Source organism: Rhizobium sp. Root482 (genome assembly GCF_001426565.1).
Classification (GTDB): Bacteria; Pseudomonadota; Alphaproteobacteria; order Rhizobiales; family Rhizobiaceae; genus Pararhizobium.
This window is the reverse complement of sequence record NZ_LMFA01000001.1, coordinates 588,580-604,644: the sequence shown is the minus strand read 5'-3', so window position 1 is coordinate 604,644 and position 16,065 is coordinate 588,580. Positions and strand designations below refer to the sequence as shown.

Annotated in this window: 12 protein-coding genes; 2 read left to right on the top strand and 10 right to left on the bottom strand. The window is 62.6% G+C overall.

What is annotated here, in order from left to right; translation table 11 throughout:
• Window positions 1-16: 16 nt before the first annotated feature.
• Window positions 17-1,597, bottom strand: coding sequence for an ABC transporter substrate-binding protein (locus ASD31_RS02635; RefSeq protein WP_056328869.1), 1,581 nt, complete (start codon window positions 1,595-1,597; stop codon window positions 17-19).
• Between the two features lie 111 nt (window positions 1,598-1,708).
• Between ASD31_RS02635 and ASD31_RS02630 the strand changes: the two genes are divergently transcribed.
• Entirely contained in the window at window positions 1,709-2,518 is an 810-nt protein-coding gene (locus tag ASD31_RS02630; RefSeq protein ID WP_056328866.1) for a helix-turn-helix domain-containing protein, read from the top strand.
• A gap of 11 nt (window positions 2,519-2,529) precedes the next feature.
• Here ASD31_RS02630 and ASD31_RS02625 read toward each other — a convergent pair whose 3' ends face one another.
• From ASD31_RS02625 to ASD31_RS02585, 9 genes are all read right to left on the bottom strand, one after another.
• On the bottom strand, window positions 2,530-4,182 hold the full coding sequence (locus ASD31_RS02625; RefSeq protein ID WP_056328863.1) for an ABC transporter ATP-binding protein: 1,653 nt from the start codon (window positions 4,180-4,182) through the stop codon (window positions 2,530-2,532).
• On the bottom strand, window positions 4,175-5,002 hold the full coding sequence (locus ASD31_RS02620) for an ABC transporter permease (protein WP_056328860.1): 828 nt from the start codon (window positions 5,000-5,002) through the stop codon (window positions 4,175-4,177). Before ASD31_RS02620 ends, ASD31_RS02625 begins: the two co-directional genes overlap by 8 nt.
• The gene (locus ASD31_RS02615; RefSeq protein ID WP_056328857.1) at window positions 4,999-6,108 is read right to left on the bottom strand and encodes an ABC transporter permease; all 1,110 of its coding nucleotides are present in this window, start codon (window positions 6,106-6,108) and stop codon (window positions 4,999-5,001) included. Before ASD31_RS02615 ends, ASD31_RS02620 begins: the two co-directional genes overlap by 4 nt.
• The gene (locus ASD31_RS02610) at window positions 6,108-7,697 is read right to left on the bottom strand and encodes an ABC transporter substrate-binding protein (RefSeq protein WP_056328854.1); all 1,590 of its coding nucleotides are present in this window, start codon (window positions 7,695-7,697) and stop codon (window positions 6,108-6,110) included. Before ASD31_RS02610 ends, ASD31_RS02615 begins: the two co-directional genes overlap by 1 nt.
• Window positions 7,698-7,908: 211 nt before the next feature.
• Window positions 7,909-8,691, bottom strand: coding sequence for a carnitinyl-CoA dehydratase (locus ASD31_RS02605; RefSeq protein ID WP_056328851.1), 783 nt, complete (start codon window positions 8,689-8,691; stop codon window positions 7,909-7,911).
• A 4-nt stretch (window positions 8,692-8,695) separates the two neighbouring features.
• On the bottom strand, window positions 8,696-10,774 hold the full coding sequence (locus ASD31_RS02600) for an acetate--CoA ligase family protein (RefSeq protein ID WP_413813776.1): 2,079 nt from the start codon (window positions 10,772-10,774) through the stop codon (window positions 8,696-8,698).
• 169 nt (window positions 10,775-10,943) lie between these two features.
• Window positions 10,944-12,104, bottom strand: a complete 1,161-nt coding sequence (locus tag ASD31_RS02595) for an acyl-CoA dehydrogenase family protein (RefSeq protein ID WP_056328848.1) — start codon at window positions 12,102-12,104, stop codon at window positions 10,944-10,946.
• Window positions 12,105-12,320: 216 nt separating this feature from the next.
• Entirely contained in the window at window positions 12,321-13,811 is a 1,491-nt protein-coding gene (locus ASD31_RS02590; RefSeq protein ID WP_056328845.1) for a carnitine 3-dehydrogenase, read from the bottom strand.
• 218 nt (window positions 13,812-14,029) lie between these two features.
• Window positions 14,030-14,932, bottom strand: coding sequence for a 3-keto-5-aminohexanoate cleavage protein (locus ASD31_RS02585; protein ID WP_056329349.1), 903 nt, complete (start codon window positions 14,930-14,932; stop codon window positions 14,030-14,032).
• 110 nt (window positions 14,933-15,042) lie between these two features.
• On the opposite strand from ASD31_RS02585, the gene ASD31_RS02580 reads away from it, so the two are divergent.
• Window positions 15,043-16,014: a GlxA family transcriptional regulator gene (locus ASD31_RS02580; RefSeq protein ID WP_056328842.1), complete on the top strand. Its 972-nt coding sequence runs from the start codon at window positions 15,043-15,045 to the stop codon at window positions 16,012-16,014.
• Window positions 16,015-16,065 lie beyond the last annotated feature (51 nt).

Genomic DNA, 16,065 nt, shown 5'->3' with positions numbered 1-16,065 from the left:
CTTCCGTTCATTTTCTTCACGCGTCGAACCAGACGCGGCTGCCGATATAACCGTTCGACATGTCATTGCCGATGTCCTCGACAAAGCCCTTGAGGGTCTTGGAGGCCGCCATGATGTAATCGTTGAAAACCGGCAGGATGAGGCCGCCTTCGTCGCGCACCATCACGGCCATCGTGTGGTAAAGTTCCTTGCGCTTGGCGTCATCCAGCTCGGAACGGGCCTGCAGCAGGATCTTGTCGAAATCCTCGCGCTTGAAACGGGTGTCGTTCCATTCCGCCGTCGACAGATAGGATGTCGAGTAGCGGCTGTCCTGCGTCGGGCGGCCGCCCCAATAGGAAGCGCAGAAGGGCTGGACGTTCCAGACATTCGTCCAGTAGCCGTCTTCCGGCTCCCGGCGAACATCGAGCGTGATGCCCGCCTTCCTGGCGCTTTCCTGATAGAGCACGGCCGCATCGACGGCGCCGGCGAAGGCAGCGTCTGAGGTGCGCAGCAGGATCGGACGATCATGGCCGGATTTCTTGTAGTGGAAAGCTGCTTTGTCCGGGTCGTAGGCGCGTTGCTCGATGCCCTCGGGCGCCAGCGCATAGTTGCCGTTGACGGGATAATCGTTGCCGAGCGTGCCGAAGCCGCCGAGTACCCGGTCGAGGATCGCCTGCCGATCGATCGAATATTTCAGTGCAAGGCGCAGGTCATTGTTGTCGAATGGTGCGGTGTCGCAATGCATCAGGAAGGAATAGAAACCCTTGCCGGCATTGCGGATGATCTCGACATTGGGCGCGCGCTTCAACAGCGGCACGGTCTTCGGGTCGATATTGTTGATGAAATGCACCTGGCCGGAGGAGAGTGCCGCAATGCGCGCCGTCGCATCGTTCATGACGATGATCTCGACACTGTCGACAAAACCGCGATCGGAGCGCCAGTCGTCGGCATTCTTCTCGAAAGTGGCGCGAATGCCCGCCTCGAAATTCGTCAGCTTGTAAGGGCCGGTGCCGATGGGCGAATCCGGCTTCTCGACGCCGCCGCCCGGCTGGATGATCAGGTGATAATCGGTGAGGAGCAGCGGCAGGTCGGCATTGCCTTCGCTGAGCGTCAGGACGAGATCGCCGCCCTTTTCCTCGATGGTCTTGATCGAGCGCATCAGGCCGAGTGCGCCGGACTTGGAGCCCTCGTCGGAATGGCGCTTCAGCGTCGCGATGACGTCGGCCACCGTCATCTTCCTGCCGTCGTGGAAGGAAATGTCGTCGCGGATCTTGAAGGTCCAGACGGACGCATCGGCGGACGGTTCCCAGGAGATGGCGATGGAGGGCAGCGGTGCACCCGTCTTCGGGTCCGATTCCACCAGCGTATCGCCCCAGAGATGACCGATGACGAAGAGGACGGAGGCGCTGTAGGTGGCTGGATCCAGCGTGTCTGTGGCGGCGCCGCCCTTGAGGCCGAGTTTCAGGTGCCCGCCGCGCTTGGGTTCCTGCGCCTGCGCCCTGCCGGCCGCCATCGTGCCGCCGAAGGTCGCGGCAAGGCCGAGTGCCACGGTGCCGCCAAGAAAGCCGCGACGATTGACGTCCGCGGAAATGCCGAAGTCCCTGGTGAAATCTCGCATCGGAATGTCCCCTTTTATTGCCGGTTGATGCGGCGGAGCCTAACGCCAAACGGGATGGCCGCAATTTCGCGACTTGACGCTGTTTTTCGCTAGTTTACGCTAGCTTGGCCCATGGAGGATACGCCGCTGCCTGAGATCGACACTTTCACCGAAAATCTGCGTTTCGCCTGCGCCACGCGGCGCTCGATCTCGGAAATCTGCCGGGAGATCGGCCTGAACCGGCAACAGTTCAACCGTTATATTTCCGGCGAGGCGCGTCCCTCGGCGCATAATCTCGCACGCATCGCCAAATTCTTCGGCGTGGCGGCACAGGATTTCGATCTGCCGTCCGGCGATTTCCAGATACGGCTGGCACGGACGGATCGGCCTCTTGGCGATGGCGGGCAATTGCTCGAAGGCTTGCCGGGCGACCTTCCGGCCCTGCGCCGGCATCTGGGCTATTACCAGACCTATCATCTGTCGCTGTCCTGGCCGGATTTCGTCGTCTGCTCCTGTGCAAGGCTCCAGGAGGACGGCGGTCTGGTGCATGTCAAATCGATCGAGCGCATCCGCGATGCGGCAAACGAGATCCGGCAATATTCGAAATATGTCGGGCTGGCGGCGTTTTGGCGCAACCGCATCTTCATCACCGAGCGAACCCTGTCCCGCCAGCCGATGATGTCGCAGACGATCCTGATGCCGTTCGAGGTGCATCAGCGGGTGTTTCTCAGGGGGACGACCATGGGCGTTTCCTGGCGAAAGGAACATCTTCCCTACGCCTCGCGCGTCATCTGGCGGCATATCGGCATGGAGCCGGACAAGCGGCAGATGCTGTCACGCTGCGGCGTCCTGCCGTTCAGCTCGCGGCTGCTTCCCGCCAGTGTGCGGACGTTTCTGCTGACACCGTCAGCCGAGGTGTTGACGGTGTCGAGCGGGTACTGAGGCCCATCGCTTCAATTCCCCGCGCTCTCCATGCGCCGCGATGCCAACACTTTCTCCAGCCAGCCGAGTTCCATTTCCGGCACGGATTTGAGGAGCAGGTCCGTGTAGTCGTCGAAGGGCGGCGACAGCACTTTCGATTTCGGCCCGAAACGAACAAGTTTTCCCCGATGCATGACCGCGACGCTGTCGGCAATGGCGCGCACGATGGCGATGTCGTGGGTGATAAAGACATAGGAAACAGCGGTTTCCTCCTGAAGCTTCAGAAGGAGATTCAGAATCCCCTCGGCCACAAGCGGATCGAGCGCTGAGGTCGGCTCGTCGCAGAGGATCAGCTCCGGCTTTGCCGCCAGCGCGCGGGCGATCGCCACGCGCTGCTTCTGACCGCCCGACAGTTCGGCCGGATAGCGGTCGAGGAAACCGTCGCCCATCTCGATCTGGTCGAGCAATTGCCGCACCCGTTCCGTCTTCTTTGCACCGTGCAGGCCGTAGTAGAAGGAGATCGGCCGGCCAATGATATCGCGGACGGTCTGGCGCGGATTCATGGCCGTGTCGGCCATCTGGTAGATCATCTGGACCCGGCGCAGTTCTTCCTTGGTGCGCGCGCTCAAGGCCTTCGGCAGTTCCTTGCCGTCGAAGGTGACCCGGCCTTCGCTGGGCGGCAGAAGACCGGTGATGACGCGCGCCAGCGTCGATTTGCCGGAGCCGCTTTCTCCGACAATCGCCAGCGTCTGGCCTTTCGGCAGGTGCATGGAGACGTCGTGCAGCACCTTGAAGCCATTGGAATAGCCGGCGCTGACATGCTCGATATCCAGGAGCCTGTCGCTCTGGTCGCCGGCTTCCTTGCGCTTCGTCTGGCGGACGCTCACCAGCGCCCTTGTATAGTCTTCCCGGGGCGCTTCGATGATCTGGCTGGTGGTGCCGTATTCCACGGTCTTGCCGTGCCGCAGCACCATGATGTCGTCGGAAATCTGGGCGACGACGGCGAGGTCATGGGTGATGTAGAGCGCAGCCGTGTGCGTTTCCTCGATCGCGTGCTTGATGGCGGCAAGAACGTCGATCTGGGTGGTAACGTCGAGCGCCGTCGTCGGTTCGTCGAAGACGATCAGTTCGGGGTTGGGGCAGAGCGCCATGGCGGTCATGGCCCTTTGCAACTGGCCGCCGGAGACCTGATGCGGATAGCGGTCGCCAAAACTTTCCGGATTGGGCAGGCCGAGCACCTGGAAGAGATAAAGCGCCCGCTTTTCGGCCTCCGCGCGGCTCATGATCCGGTGGCGAAGGGAAGCCTCGATCACCTGCTCGCCGAGCTTGTGGGCCGGATTGAAGGCGGCGGCCGCCGATTGCGCGACATAGCAGACCTTGCAGCCACGGATGCCGCGGATGCCGTTTCTGTCGAGTGCCAGGATATCCTTGCCGTTCAGCAGGACCTGTCCGCCGGTGATCGATGCACCGCCGCGGCCATAGGCGAGGGCGGAAAGGCCGATGGTGGACTTGCCGGCGCCGCTCTCGCCGATCAGGCCGAGCACCTTGCCTTTTTCCACATCGAAGGAGACATCCTCGACCAGCGTCACCGTTTTCGGCGGCTCGCCGGGCGGATAGCTGGTCGCCTCGATCTTGAGGTTGCGGACGGAAAGCAGCCCGCTTGTGGCGGATGAGGTCTCAGGCATCGCCGCGTCCTCCCTTCAGGCTCGAGGTCCGTTTCATCAGCCAGTCGACGACAAGATTGACGCAGATGGCAAGGCCGGCGATCGCGGCGCCGGGCACCAGTGCGGCTGAAATGCCGAAGATGATGCCGTCCTTGTTGTCCTTGACCATACCGCCCCAATCGGCGGCCGGCGGCTGGATGCCGAGGCCGAGAAAGGAAAGGGTGGAGAGAAACAGGATCGAAAAGGCGAACCGCAGGCCGAATTCGGCGAGCAGCGGCGACAGTGTATTGGGAAGGATTTCGCGAAAGATGATCCAGCCCGTTCCTTCACCGCGTAGGCGCGCCGCCTCGACGAACTCCATCACCGCGACATCGAGCGCGACCGCCCGGCCGATGCGGAAGACGCGGGTCGAGTCGAGAACCGCCATGACGAGGATGAGGATCCACAATTGCTGCGGCAGGACGGCCAGCACGACAAGCGCGAAGATCAGCGTCGGGATGGCCATCATTAGATCGTTGAAGCGGGAAAACAGCTGATCGACCAAGCCGCCGGTGACGGCGGCCGTGAAGGACAGGAGCATGCCGAGGGAGAAGGAAATGACTGTGGCGGCAAGGGCGACGAAGATCGTCGTTCGCGCGCCGTAAACGAGACGTGAAAACAGGTCGCGGCCGAGATTGTCGGTGCCGAGCAGGAAATCGCCGCCCATCGGCAGCCATATGTCGCCGACCACCTCGCGTTCGCCAAAGGGCGCGATGAAGGGTGCGAACAGGGCGCAGATCAGGGCAAGCGCGATGCCGATCATGCCGATCCAGGCACTGAGGGGGATGGAGCGCAGGTTCATCGGGGGTGCCTCAATCTCGGATTGGCGAGGATGGCGAGAATATCGGCCGCCATGTTGAGGAAGATGTAGAAGGCGGCGAAGATCAGGCCGCAGGCCTGCACCACCGGCATGTCGCGCACGGTGACCGCATCGACCATGTACTGGCCCATGCCCGGATAGACGAACACCACCTCGACGACGACGACACCGACGACGAGATAGGCGAGGTTGAGCGCGATGACATTGATGACCGGCGCGACCGCATTGGGTGCGGCATGCCGGGCGATGATGCGGAAGGCGCCGAGCCCTTTCAGTTCCGCCGTCTCCACATAGGCCGAGGACATGACGTTGAGGATCGCGGCACGGGTCATGCGCATCATATGGGCGAGAACGACCAGCACCAGCGTCGCCACCGGCAGCGCGATCGCCGAAAGCCGGTCGGTAAAGCCCATGCCGTCATAGACGGTGGCCGGAAAGGTCGCCACGCCCATCTGGACCGCGAAGAACAGGATCAGCAGATAACCGACGAAGAATTCGGGCAGGGAAATCGCCGCCAGCGAAACGACATTGATGATCCTGTCCGGCAGGCGATTGCGGAATTGCACGGCAAGCATGCCGAGCGCGACGGCGAGCGGAACCGAGACGATGGCGGCAAAGAATGCCAGGAACAGTGAGTTTCCAAGCCGATTGCCGATCTGTTCGCTGACGGAATTCCTGCTTGCCCAAGAGGTTCCGAAATCGCCCTGCACGGCGCCGCCGAGCCAGCTGAGATAGCGTTCGGTCAGCGGCCTGTCGAGGCCGAGATCCTTGCGGATATTTTCCACGGCCTGCGGCGTTGCCGACTGGCCGAGATAGGTGGTGGCAAAATCGCCGGGAAGGGCCTCCACGCCGCCGAAGATCATCAGCGAGACGGCAAAGAGCAGGCCGACGCTGAGGCCCAGCCGCTGGATGATGAGAGCGGCAAGTGGCCGCCCAAGGGTGAAACGATGCCAGAACGAACCGGTGACGTCGCCCGTTGCCGCCGAGCCGGTCGTGGCCGTGGCGGCGCCGGATGGCGGAAGGCTTTCGCCTCCCGCATCCTTGGGTATTGTCAGCGCCGGACCGGTATCGGGTCCCAGCGCAGCCATCAGGCGTCCAGCCAGACGCGGGTGGCGACATAGCCGTTCGACATGTCGTTGCCGATGTCGTGGACATAGCCCTTCACCGACTTGGTGGAGGCGTTCACGAAATCGTTGAACATCGGCAGGATCAATCCGCCTTCGTCGCGAACCATCATGGCCATCGTACGGTACATGTCCTTGCGCTTGGCTTCATCCAGTTCCGAGCGGGCTTCGAGCAAAAGCTTGTCGAAATCGGGACGCAGGAAGCGCGTGTCGTTCCAGTCCGCCGTCGACAGATAGGCGGTCGAATACATCTGGTCCTGGGTCGGGCGGCCGCCCCAGTAGGAGGTCGAGAAGGGCTGGACGTTCCAGACGTTCGACCAGTAGCCATCGCCGGGTTCGCGCTTGACCTCGATCTCGATGCCGGCCTTCTTGGCGCTCTGCTGATAGAGCACGGCCGCATCGACGGCATTGGGGAAGGCGACGTCGGATGTGCGCAGGAGGACCGGGCCGCTATGGCCGGACTTCTTGTAGTGGAAGGCCGCCTTGTCCGGATCGTAGGCGCGCTGCTCAATGCCTTCCGGGAAGAGGGCATAGGTCGAGTTGATCGGAAAATCGTTGCCGACCTTGCCGTAGCCGCTCAGAATGGTCTGGACCATGTTTTCGCGGTCCATCGAATATTTCAACGCCATGCGCAGGTCGCTGTTGTCGAAGGGCGCCGTGTTGCAGTGCATGATGAAAACGTAGTGGCCGCGGCCGGAGGTCGAGAGGATCTCGACAGACGGCGCCCGCTTGAGAAGATCGACCGTCTTCGGGTCGACGCGGTTGATATAATGAACCTGGCCGGAAGAGAGGGCGGCGATGCGGGCGGTCGCATCGTTCATGGCGATCATTTCGATGGAGTCCACGAAGCCGCGGTCCTGGCGCCAGTCGTCCGCGTTGCGTTCGAAGGTCGCGCGCACGCCGGCTTCGAAGCTGGCGACCTTATAGGGACCGGTGCCGATCATGGCGTCCGGATTGTCGAAGCCGCCGTTCGGCTGGATGACGAGATGGTAGTCGGTCAGGAGCAGTGGCAGGTCGGCATTGCCTTCCGTCAGCACCAGCACCAGCTTGTCGCCGTCCGCCTTGATCTCCTTGATCGACTTCATGACGCCGAGCGCGCCGGATTCCGATTTCTCGTCGGTGTGGCGCTGCAGCGTCTTGATGACGTCATCGATCGTCAGTTCCTTGCCGTCATGGAATTTTACGCCCTTTCGGATGGTGAAGGTCCAGGTGGCGGCGTCGGCGGACGGTTCCCAGCTTTCGGCAAGCGCCGGGACCGGCTGACCCGTCAGCGGCTCGGATTCGACCAGCATGTCGCCCCAGTTGCGGCCGACGACGAACATGAATTGCGAAAGCGCCTTTGCCGGATCCTTGGAGTCGGTTGCGGCCGCACCTTCGAGGCCGAGCTTGAGGTGGCCGCCTTTTTTCGGTTCCTGCGCCAAGGCGCTGGTTGCAAACAAAGTGCCGGCACTCGACAGGGCAACGCCCGCGGCAAGCGACCGGCCGATGAATTCGCGCCTGTTCATCTTGCCGAGCATGACCTGGTTTGCCAGATAGTTCTTATAATCGCTCATTCCCCTGTTCCCTTTTTTAATGGCTTTTCGCCGTTTTGATTTTGTCGACTGCTGTCGAGCGGTTGTCCGCTAGCATGCACGTGGCAAGGCAGTCAGGCTAGCAATTTTTGCGGATTCAAATGTCGCTTTTGGGTTCGGTCCCGCTAATCCTCCATTTTCGACCGTTACAAACGGGCTGTCCCGCATGGTTCGGGAGCCCGCTGCGGTTGGGTCATTTTCCCTTCCAGACCGGATCGCGCTTTTCGGAGAAGGCTCTCGCGCCCTCCAGCTGGTCCTCGCTGGAATAAAGGATATCGACGGACTTGAACTGCCGCCGGGTGATCCTGTTCATCGTCGTCTGGAAATCACTGCCCTCGGCGGCGCGCACCACTTCCTTGATGGCGGCATAGACGAGCGGCGGTCCGCTTTCGAGCAGGCGGGCAAGCTCCCAGGCGCGGTCCATCAGCTTTGTTGCCGGTAGAATTTCATTGACGAAACCCCAGCGATGCGCCTCCGCCGCATCCAGCCAGCGGCCGGTCAGCAGCATGTCCATGGCGATGTGGTAGGGAATACGCTTGGGCAGCTTGATCGAGGCGGCGTCGGCGACCGTTCCCGAGCGGATTTCCGGCAGGGCGAAACTTGCGTGCTCGGCGGCGAGGATCAGATCGGTTGAAAGTGCGATCTCCAGCCCGCCGCCGCAGCAGATGCCGTTGACGGCGGCGATGATCGGCTTGTTGAGATCGCGCAGTTCCTGCATGCCGCCAAAGCCGCCGACGCCATAGTCTCCATCGACCGCATCGCCGGCGGCAGCTGCCTTCAAATCCCATCCGGGGCAGAAGAATTTTTCGCCCTGGCCGGTGATGATCGCCACGCGCAGGCTTTCGTCGTCGCGGAAATCGCGAAAAATCTCGCCCATGATCCGGCTCGTTACCAAATCGATCGCATTGGCTTTCGGCCGATCGATGGTGACTTCGAGAATGCCGCCTTCGCGGCGGGTGGCGATCGGTCCGGTCATGGCGTCATTTCCTTCTGCGGATCAGGGCATCGACGGCAACGGTTCCCAACCCTTGCGGCAAGACCATGATGGGATTGATATCGAGTTCCTCGAGTGTCGCGGCGTTTTCGATGACATAGGCAGCGATTGCGGAGATCGCAGTCGTCAGGGCTTCCAGGTCACCCTTCGGGCCACCCCGATAACCGTCGAGCAGCTTTTTGATCTTCAGGCCGGATAGGGCCTGCCCGATCGCTTCCGGTGTCGTCGGCAGGGTCAGGATCGCCGAATCCTCGAGCAGCTCCACCAATATGCCGCCCGCGCCCACGGTCAGCACCAGGCCGGCGACCGGATCGCGCAAAGCCCCGACGATGATTTCGGCAACGGGCTTGGGGATCATCTTCTCGACCAGATAACCGGTGGCGACGTGTTTCATGGCGAGTGCCGCACCGAGCACCGCCTGGCGGTCGGCAAGATCGAGCCGGACGGCGCCCGCCTCGGTCTTGTGAGCGACGCCCAGGCCCTTCAGCACGACGGGAAATCCGAGCGCCTCGGCGGCATTGGCTGCTTCTTCCGCGGTCTGGACCGACCGGCCCGTGGGTACGACCAGGCCGAACCGCGCCAGTTCGGCCTTGGCCTCGCTTTCGCTGATGGTGACGATGTCTCCGTCGGTCAGGGTCACGGGAAGGAGCGGGGCCGGGGCCGGCCTTGCCCAGGCAGCGCCGATACCTGCCGAGATTTCGGCCGCGGCCAATGCTTCGTCGATTCCGGAGAAGGCGACGACGCCGGCGGCCATCAGGGAAAGCGCCGTTTCCTCGGGCATGTTCTCGCCAAGGCTGGCGACGATGCCGGCGACGGCGCCCGTTGTCTGCGCCGAGGTGATGACCGCCTCGCAGGTGGTGTCCCAGTCGGCCGCGTCGCAGCGATCCTGGCGGGGGAAGTCGAGAACGATGAGATTGAGCGCATAATCGCCCTTCATCATCGCGGTAAAAGCCGTCGTCTGCTTGTCGAGATTGCCCCAGACGAAGGTGTGGTAATCGAGCGGATTGGCGATGGTTACCATCTCGCCCAGGCTCTCGCGCAGGGGCTGGCGCTGCTCGTCCTTCAGTGCGCGGAAGATGGTTTTCCGCTTCACGCCGGCATCGGCCATCAGCGAAGCTTCTCCGCCCGAACAGCTCATCGAGGAAATATCGAGGCTTTTGAGCGGCGGATGCAGATGCAGGAGTTTTAGCGTTTCCAGCAGTTCCGGCAGGGTATCGACGCGGCCGATGCCGAGATGCTCCAGCACGGCGCTGGAAACCGCATCATTGCCGGCGAGCGAAGCCGTGTGCGAGACGGTTGCCTGCCGCGCCTGCTCGGATTTACCGACCTTCAGCGTCACTACAGGCTTTTTCAGTTCGCGGGCCCGGGTGGCAAGCCGCTGCAGATCCTCCATGCTGTCGAAGCCTTCGATATGCAGGCCGACCGCGGTGACCCGCGGGTCTTCGAGTGCTGCGATGGCGAGTTGCGAAAGGCCGGTCTGCGCCTGGTTGCCGGCCGTCATGATATAGGCGAGCGGCAGGCCGCGCCGCTGCATGGAGATGTTGCAGGCGATATTGGAGGATTGGGTGAGGACGGCGACGCCCCTTTCGACGCGCTGCATGCCGTGCTGGTCCGGCCAGAGCAGGGCGCCGTCCAGCGCATTGATGAAGCCGTAGCAATTGGGGCCGACGATCGGCATGTCGCCGGCGGCGATAACCAGGGCATCCTGCAGGTCGTTGCCGTCTGCCAGTTCGCTCGCCGCCTCGCGAAAGCCGGAGGCGTAGCAGATGGCGCCGCCGGCGCCACGGGCGGCAAGCGCGCGGATGATCTCGACGGTGAGCTGGCGATTGACGCCGACGAAGGACGCATCCGGTGCGGCAGGCAGTTCGGCCACCGAACGGTAGCATCTGCGGCCGAGGATCTCGTCCTCGCGGGGATGAACAGGCCAGATTTCGCCGGAATACCCCATCTTGTCGCATTGCTCGATGACCCGCCGCGCTTCCTTGCCGCCGAAGACGGCGATCGAGTTTGGACGGATCAGCCGGGTGAGGGCGCGGGTCATGAAGACGCTCCAGGTGCTGTACATTCCTTCTCCCCACCGGGGAGAAGGTGGCCCGGAGGGCCGGATGAGGGGCGCGCGCCGCCGGTTCGGGCTTCGTGGATAGACCCCCTCATCGCCTCGCATGCGCTCGGCACTTCTCCCCGCCGGGGAGAAGGGAAGGCAAGTGGCATTTGCTCTTCATATGTCACCATCCTCACGCCCCCAGCGGCCGCAAAAGATCGCGGCTGATGATGTGGCGCTGGATTTCGGAAGTGCCGTCCCAGATGCGCTCGACGCGGGCATCGCGCCAGAAGCGGGCAAGCGGCAGGTCGTCCATCAGCCCCATGCCGCCAAAAATCTGGATCGCCTGGTCGGTGACGCGGGCAAGCATTTCGGAGGCGTAGAGCTTGGCCGAGGCAATCTCGCGGTTGGCCGGAAGTTTTTGGTCCAGCCGCCAGGCGGCAGCCAGCGTCAGGTAATCGGCGGCGTCGATCTCGGTGATCATGTCGGCGAGCTTGAAGGAGACGCCCTGATTGGTGCCGATCGGCTTGCCGAACTGTTTTCGCTCGGCCGCATAGGGGAGCGCATAGTCGAACACCCGCCGCGCCCGGCCGACGCAGGTTGCGGCAACCGTGATGCGGGTGGCGTAGAGCCAGTCATTGGCGATATCGAAACCCTTGTGGACTTCACCGAGGATGGCCGAGGAGGGCAGGCGGCAATCGTCGAAGGAGAGGATGCAGTTCTTGTAGCCACGATGGGACACGGAGGCATAACCGTCGCGGATTTCGAAGCCGGGCGTGCCGCGATCGACGAGGAAGCAGGTGATCTTCTTCTTCGGCCCGCGCGGCGTCTGCTCCTCGCCGGTGGCGATGAAGACGATGACGAAATCGGCGATATTCGCATGGCTGATGAAATGCTTGGTGCCATTGACGATCCAGTCGTCGCCATCGGGTTTTGCAAAGCACTTCATGCCGCGCACGTCGGAGCCGGCATCCGGCTCGGTCATCGCCAGTGCATCGAATTTCTCGCCCTTGACCGCCGGGATCAGGTATTTTTCGCGCTGTTCCGCATTGCAGGCCATCAGGATGCCGGAGGGGCGGCCGAAGAACACGGTAAGGCCCATGGAGCCGCGGCCGAGTTCCCTTTCGACCAGGGTAAAGGTCTGGTGGTCGAGCCCGGCGCCGCCGACCTCTTCGGGCATGTTGCAGGCGAAAAAGCCGAGATCCCGGCATTTGCGGGCGATCTCCTGGCCGAGTTCCTTCGGCACGACGCCGGTGCGCTCGACCTCGTTTTCATGCGGATAGATTTCCGTCTCGACGAAGCCGCGAACGGTATCGACGATCATCTGCTGTTCTTCGGTCAGTGCGAAATCCATGATGTGTTCCCTCGTTTTTTTATGAGGACTAGACTTTCGAACGGCCCCTCACCCTAGCCCTCTCCCCGCAGGCGGGGAGAGGGGACGACAGAGGTTGCCGCCCAACCTTCCTACAGACGAGGAGAAAGGGACGACGGAGGATGCCACCTCGTCCTTCTCCCCGCTTGCGGGGAGAATGTGCCCGACAGGGCGGATGAGGGGCAACCATCTCCCGGATCAGCGCTTCTGCCCCACGCTCCGTCCAACCCCGTCGGGCTTCGCCAGCCCGGCATGCGCCTGTGCGATCGCCTTCACCCTTTCGATCACCTCCGGCAGCGCGGTAACCGCCTTGCCGGCCTTGGCATCGACATGCAGCAGCATCTGTTCGGCGGTCGCCACCGGCTTATTGGTCGCTGCGTTGTAGATCGTCGAGAAGATATGCAGTCGCTTGTCGTCGTGTGACAGGATCTGGCAGGTGGAATAGAGGCTGTCGCCGAGCTTGGCCTCGTCCAGATTGCGGATATGGGTTTCGACCGTGTAGTAGCTGTGGCCGTTCTTCACATAGTCGAGGTCGACGCCGATCAGGCGCAGCAGGCCGTCGGAGGTATCGCCGAAGACCTGCAGATAGCGGTGCTCGGTCATGTGGCCGTTGTAATCGACCCAGGCTGCGTTGACCCTGGTATCGAGGATGCGGATTGGCTGGGCTTGACCGAGATCGGCCTGCGGCTTTTCGGCATTGGCCCAGAGGCGCTGTTCGAAATCGGCCAGCAGCTTGCCCGCGCCCCAGCCCTTGCCGCCATCGCCGCTTTTCAGCGCATGCATGATGCCGACGAGGTTTTCGTCTCTGATGCGCTCCAGTTCGCGGATCGAGCGACCGGCGGCCTGGTCGTCGGATTGCTTCCCGATCTTTTCCACCAGGTCGTCAGTCAAATCGACGACATCGGTGAATTTCGTCCAGGGCCATTTCAGGCAGGGGCCGAACTGGGCGAGGAAATGGCGCATGCCGGCTTCGCCGCCGGCAATGCGGTAGGTTTCGAACAGGCCCATCTGCGCCCAGCGCATGCCGAAGGAATAGCGCATGACATTGTCGAGCGTCTCGGTGTCGCAGATATCGTCCTTGATCAGCCAGAGCGCTTCGCGCCAGAGCGCCTCCAGCAGGCGGTCGCCGACGAAGGCCTCGATCTCCTTGGCGATGACGACGCCCTTCATGCCGATCTGCTCGACGGCCAGATTGGCGCGGGCGATCGTGTCCTTGGAGGTCTTTTTGCCGCCGACGAGTTCCACCAGCGGCAGGAGATAGACGGGGTTGTAAGGGTGCGCCACGAACATGCGCTCGGGATGCTTCATCTCCGCCTGCAGGTCGGAGGGCATCAGGCCGGAGGTCGAGGAGCCTATCAGCGCATCGGGAGACGCCGCCGCATCGATCTCGGTTATCACTCCGCGCTTCAGTTCCAGCCGCTCGGGCACGCTTTCCTGAATCCATTCAGCGCCTTGCACGGCTTGCTGAACGCTGTCGCAGAAGGTCAGCGTGCCCTTTTTCGGCAGCGGCGCCATGGTCAGCATGGCATAGGCCTTTTCGGCATTGGCCATGACCTCGCCGACGATGCGTTTGGCCTCGGGATGCGGGTCGAACATGGCGACATCGATGCCGGCCAGGATAAAGCGGGCCGCCCAGGCCCCGCCGATAACGCCGCCACCGATACAGGCTGCCTTGGTGATCTTGGTCATGATGTATACATTCCCCTCGAATTTTGTGTCGCGGCTCCCCCTCATCCACCCTTCGGGCACCTTCTCCCCGCTGGGGAGAAGGGGAGAATATCCGCCGTTCTGTCTTCCATCACGCTGTTGCTTGAGGCGAACCGGGTTGCCCAGCCACATCTCTTCTCCCCAGCGGGGAGAAGGTGGCCCGAAGGGCCGGATGAGGGGGTGTTCACCTCACCGCAGTCTTACCGCTTCACCAGCTTCAGCTTCTCGCGCACTTCAGCGGGGCCGATCACGCGGGCGCCCATGCCCTCGATGACGGTCACCGCTTTTTCGACAAGCTGGGCATTGGTGGCGAGCTTGCCCTTGCCGACATAGAGATTGTCCTCCAGGCCGACGCGGACATTGCCGCCGGCAAGGATTGCGGCTGCCGGATAGGCCATGGCGTTGCGGCCGATCGAGAAGGCCGAGAATGTCCAGTTGGCAGGCACATTGTTGACCATGGCCATGAAGGTGTTGAGATCGTCCGGCGCGCCCCAGGGAATGCCCATGCAGAGCTGGATCAGCACCGGATCCTCGATCAGGCCTTCATCGACCAGTTGCTTGGCAAACCAGAGATGGCCGGTATCGAAGGCCTCGATTTCCGGGCGCACGCCGAGCGCCGTCATCTGGCGGGCCATCTCGCGCAGCATCGAGGGCGTGTTGGTCATGACGTAGTCGCCGAGCGAAAAGTTCATGGTGCCGCAATCGAGCGTGCAGATTTCCGGCAGGCATTCGGCCACATGGGCGACGCGCTCGGTGGCGCCGGCCATGTCGGTGCCCTTCGCATTGAGCGGCAGGGGGTTCTCGACATCGCCGAAGATCAGGTCGCCGCCCATGCCGGCGGTCAGGTTCAGCACCACGTCAATGTCGGCCGAGCGGATGCGGTCGGTGACTTCCCGGTAGAGATCGAGGCGGCGTGCAGGGGCTCCGGTTTCCGGATCGCGCACATGGCAGTGGACGACGGCAGCTCCCGCGCGCGCCGCCTCGATGGCCGAATCGGCGATCTGCCTGGGGGTGATCGGTACATGCGACGACTTGGAGACCGTATCGCCGGAACCCGTCACGGCGCAGGTGATGAAAACATCGCGGTTCATACTTAACGGCATCAGATCCTCCCTCATTCCTTCTCGCCATTACGGATCAAGAACGAAGGCACTGCTTTTCCTTTTCGGTTCTATTCTATACATTATCGGAATTGTTTGCAGCAGGAGGAGACATGCGGGATCAACCGCCGGAAACGCACCATCTTGATCTGCTGATATTGCCGGAGACCAATCTGATCCTGGTCGCCTCGGTCATCGAGCCCCTGCGGGCGGCAAACCGGATCGCCGGGCGGACGCTCTACGACTGGACCATCTTCAGCCCCGACGGCCGCGCCATCGAGACGAAGAGCGGCATTCCCATACCCGTTGCCGGCGCCTTTCGGCCACAGAAGGAAACGGCGCCGCTCTTCGTTCTTTCGAGCTATAACTGGCAGGCTCATGCCACCGCGCAGTTGAGGATGAGCCTCTCCCGCACCGCGCGACACCGCGAGCTCATGGCGGGCATAGAGGCGGGCGCCTGGCTTCTTGCAGAGGCCAGCCTTCTCGACAATCATCGGGCAACGAACCATTGGGAGGATTTCGAAGATTTCGCCACTGCCTATCCGCAGATCACCATGGTGCGCGAGCGCTTCGTCATCGACGGCAAGCGGATCACCACCGGCGGCTCGCTGCCGACGCTCGACCTGATGCTGGAACTGATCCGTCGGCAGCACAGCTATTCGCTGGCGCTCGAAGTGTCGCGGCTTTTCATCTACGAGCAGGAGCGCATGGGCGGCGACCTGCTGCAGGTGCCGGCGATCGGAAATATGCGCATCCTCGACAACCGCGTCGGCGCGGCCGTCAAATTGATGGAGGAGACCGTCGATGCGCCGCTGACGCTTGCCCGTCTTGCCCGCCGCGCCGGTGTCAGCGCCCGGCACCTGCAGGGTCTGTTCCAGGAATCCATGGGCGTGACGCCGCATGCGCATTACCTTGCGCTCCGGCTCAATGCGGCGCGTCGGAAGGTCATCGAAACGCGGGCAGGCTTCGCCGATATCGCCGCCGCCACCGGTTTCAATTCCTCCTCCGCCTTTTCCCGCAGCTACCGCGCCCAGTACCGTGAAAGCCCGAGCGAGACGCGCCGGCGGCTCAAGTTGATGAACTGATTCAACTCTTTCATGTGATGAATCAGCGGGGCGGATTGGTGAATCCGATCA

What these genes read in the sequence shown, in the direction of transcription:
- ASD31_RS02585 (WP_056329349.1), bottom strand. Translation starts at nt 14,932, where the DNA reads ATGCCGTTAAGTATGAACCGCGATGTTTTCATCACCTGCGCCGTGACG.
- ASD31_RS02620 (WP_056328860.1), bottom strand. Translation starts at nt 5,002, where the DNA reads ATGAACCTGCGCTCCATCCCCCTCAGTGCCTGGATCGGCATGATCGGC.
- ASD31_RS02630 (WP_056328866.1), top strand. Translation starts at nt 1,709, where the DNA reads ATGGAGGATACGCCGCTGCCTGAGATCGACACTTTCACCGAAAATCTG.
- ASD31_RS02610 (WP_056328854.1), bottom strand. Translation starts at nt 7,697, where the DNA reads ATGAGCGATTATAAGAACTATCTGGCAAACCAGGTCATGCTCGGCAAG.
- ASD31_RS02635 (WP_056328869.1), bottom strand. Translation starts at nt 1,597, where the DNA reads ATGCGAGATTTCACCAGGGACTTCGGCATTTCCGCGGACGTCAATCGT.
- ASD31_RS02625 (WP_056328863.1), bottom strand. Translation starts at nt 4,182, where the DNA reads ATGCCTGAGACCTCATCCGCCACAAGCGGGCTGCTTTCCGTCCGCAAC.
- ASD31_RS02600 (WP_413813776.1), bottom strand. Translation starts at nt 10,774, where the DNA reads ATGTACAGCACCTGGAGCGTCTTCATGACCCGCGCCCTCACCCGGCTG.
- ASD31_RS02615 (WP_056328857.1), bottom strand. Translation starts at nt 6,108, where the DNA reads ATGGCTGCGCTGGGACCCGATACCGGTCCGGCGCTGACAATACCCAAG.
- ASD31_RS02595 (WP_056328848.1), bottom strand. Translation starts at nt 12,104, where the DNA reads ATGGATTTCGCACTGACCGAAGAACAGCAGATGATCGTCGATACCGTT.
- ASD31_RS02580 (WP_056328842.1), top strand. Translation starts at nt 15,043, where the DNA reads ATGCGGGATCAACCGCCGGAAACGCACCATCTTGATCTGCTGATATTG.
- ASD31_RS02590 (WP_056328845.1), bottom strand. Translation starts at nt 13,811, where the DNA reads ATGACCAAGATCACCAAGGCAGCCTGTATCGGTGGCGGCGTTATCGGC.
- ASD31_RS02605 (WP_056328851.1), bottom strand. Translation starts at nt 8,691, where the DNA reads ATGACCGGACCGATCGCCACCCGCCGCGAAGGCGGCATTCTCGAAGTC.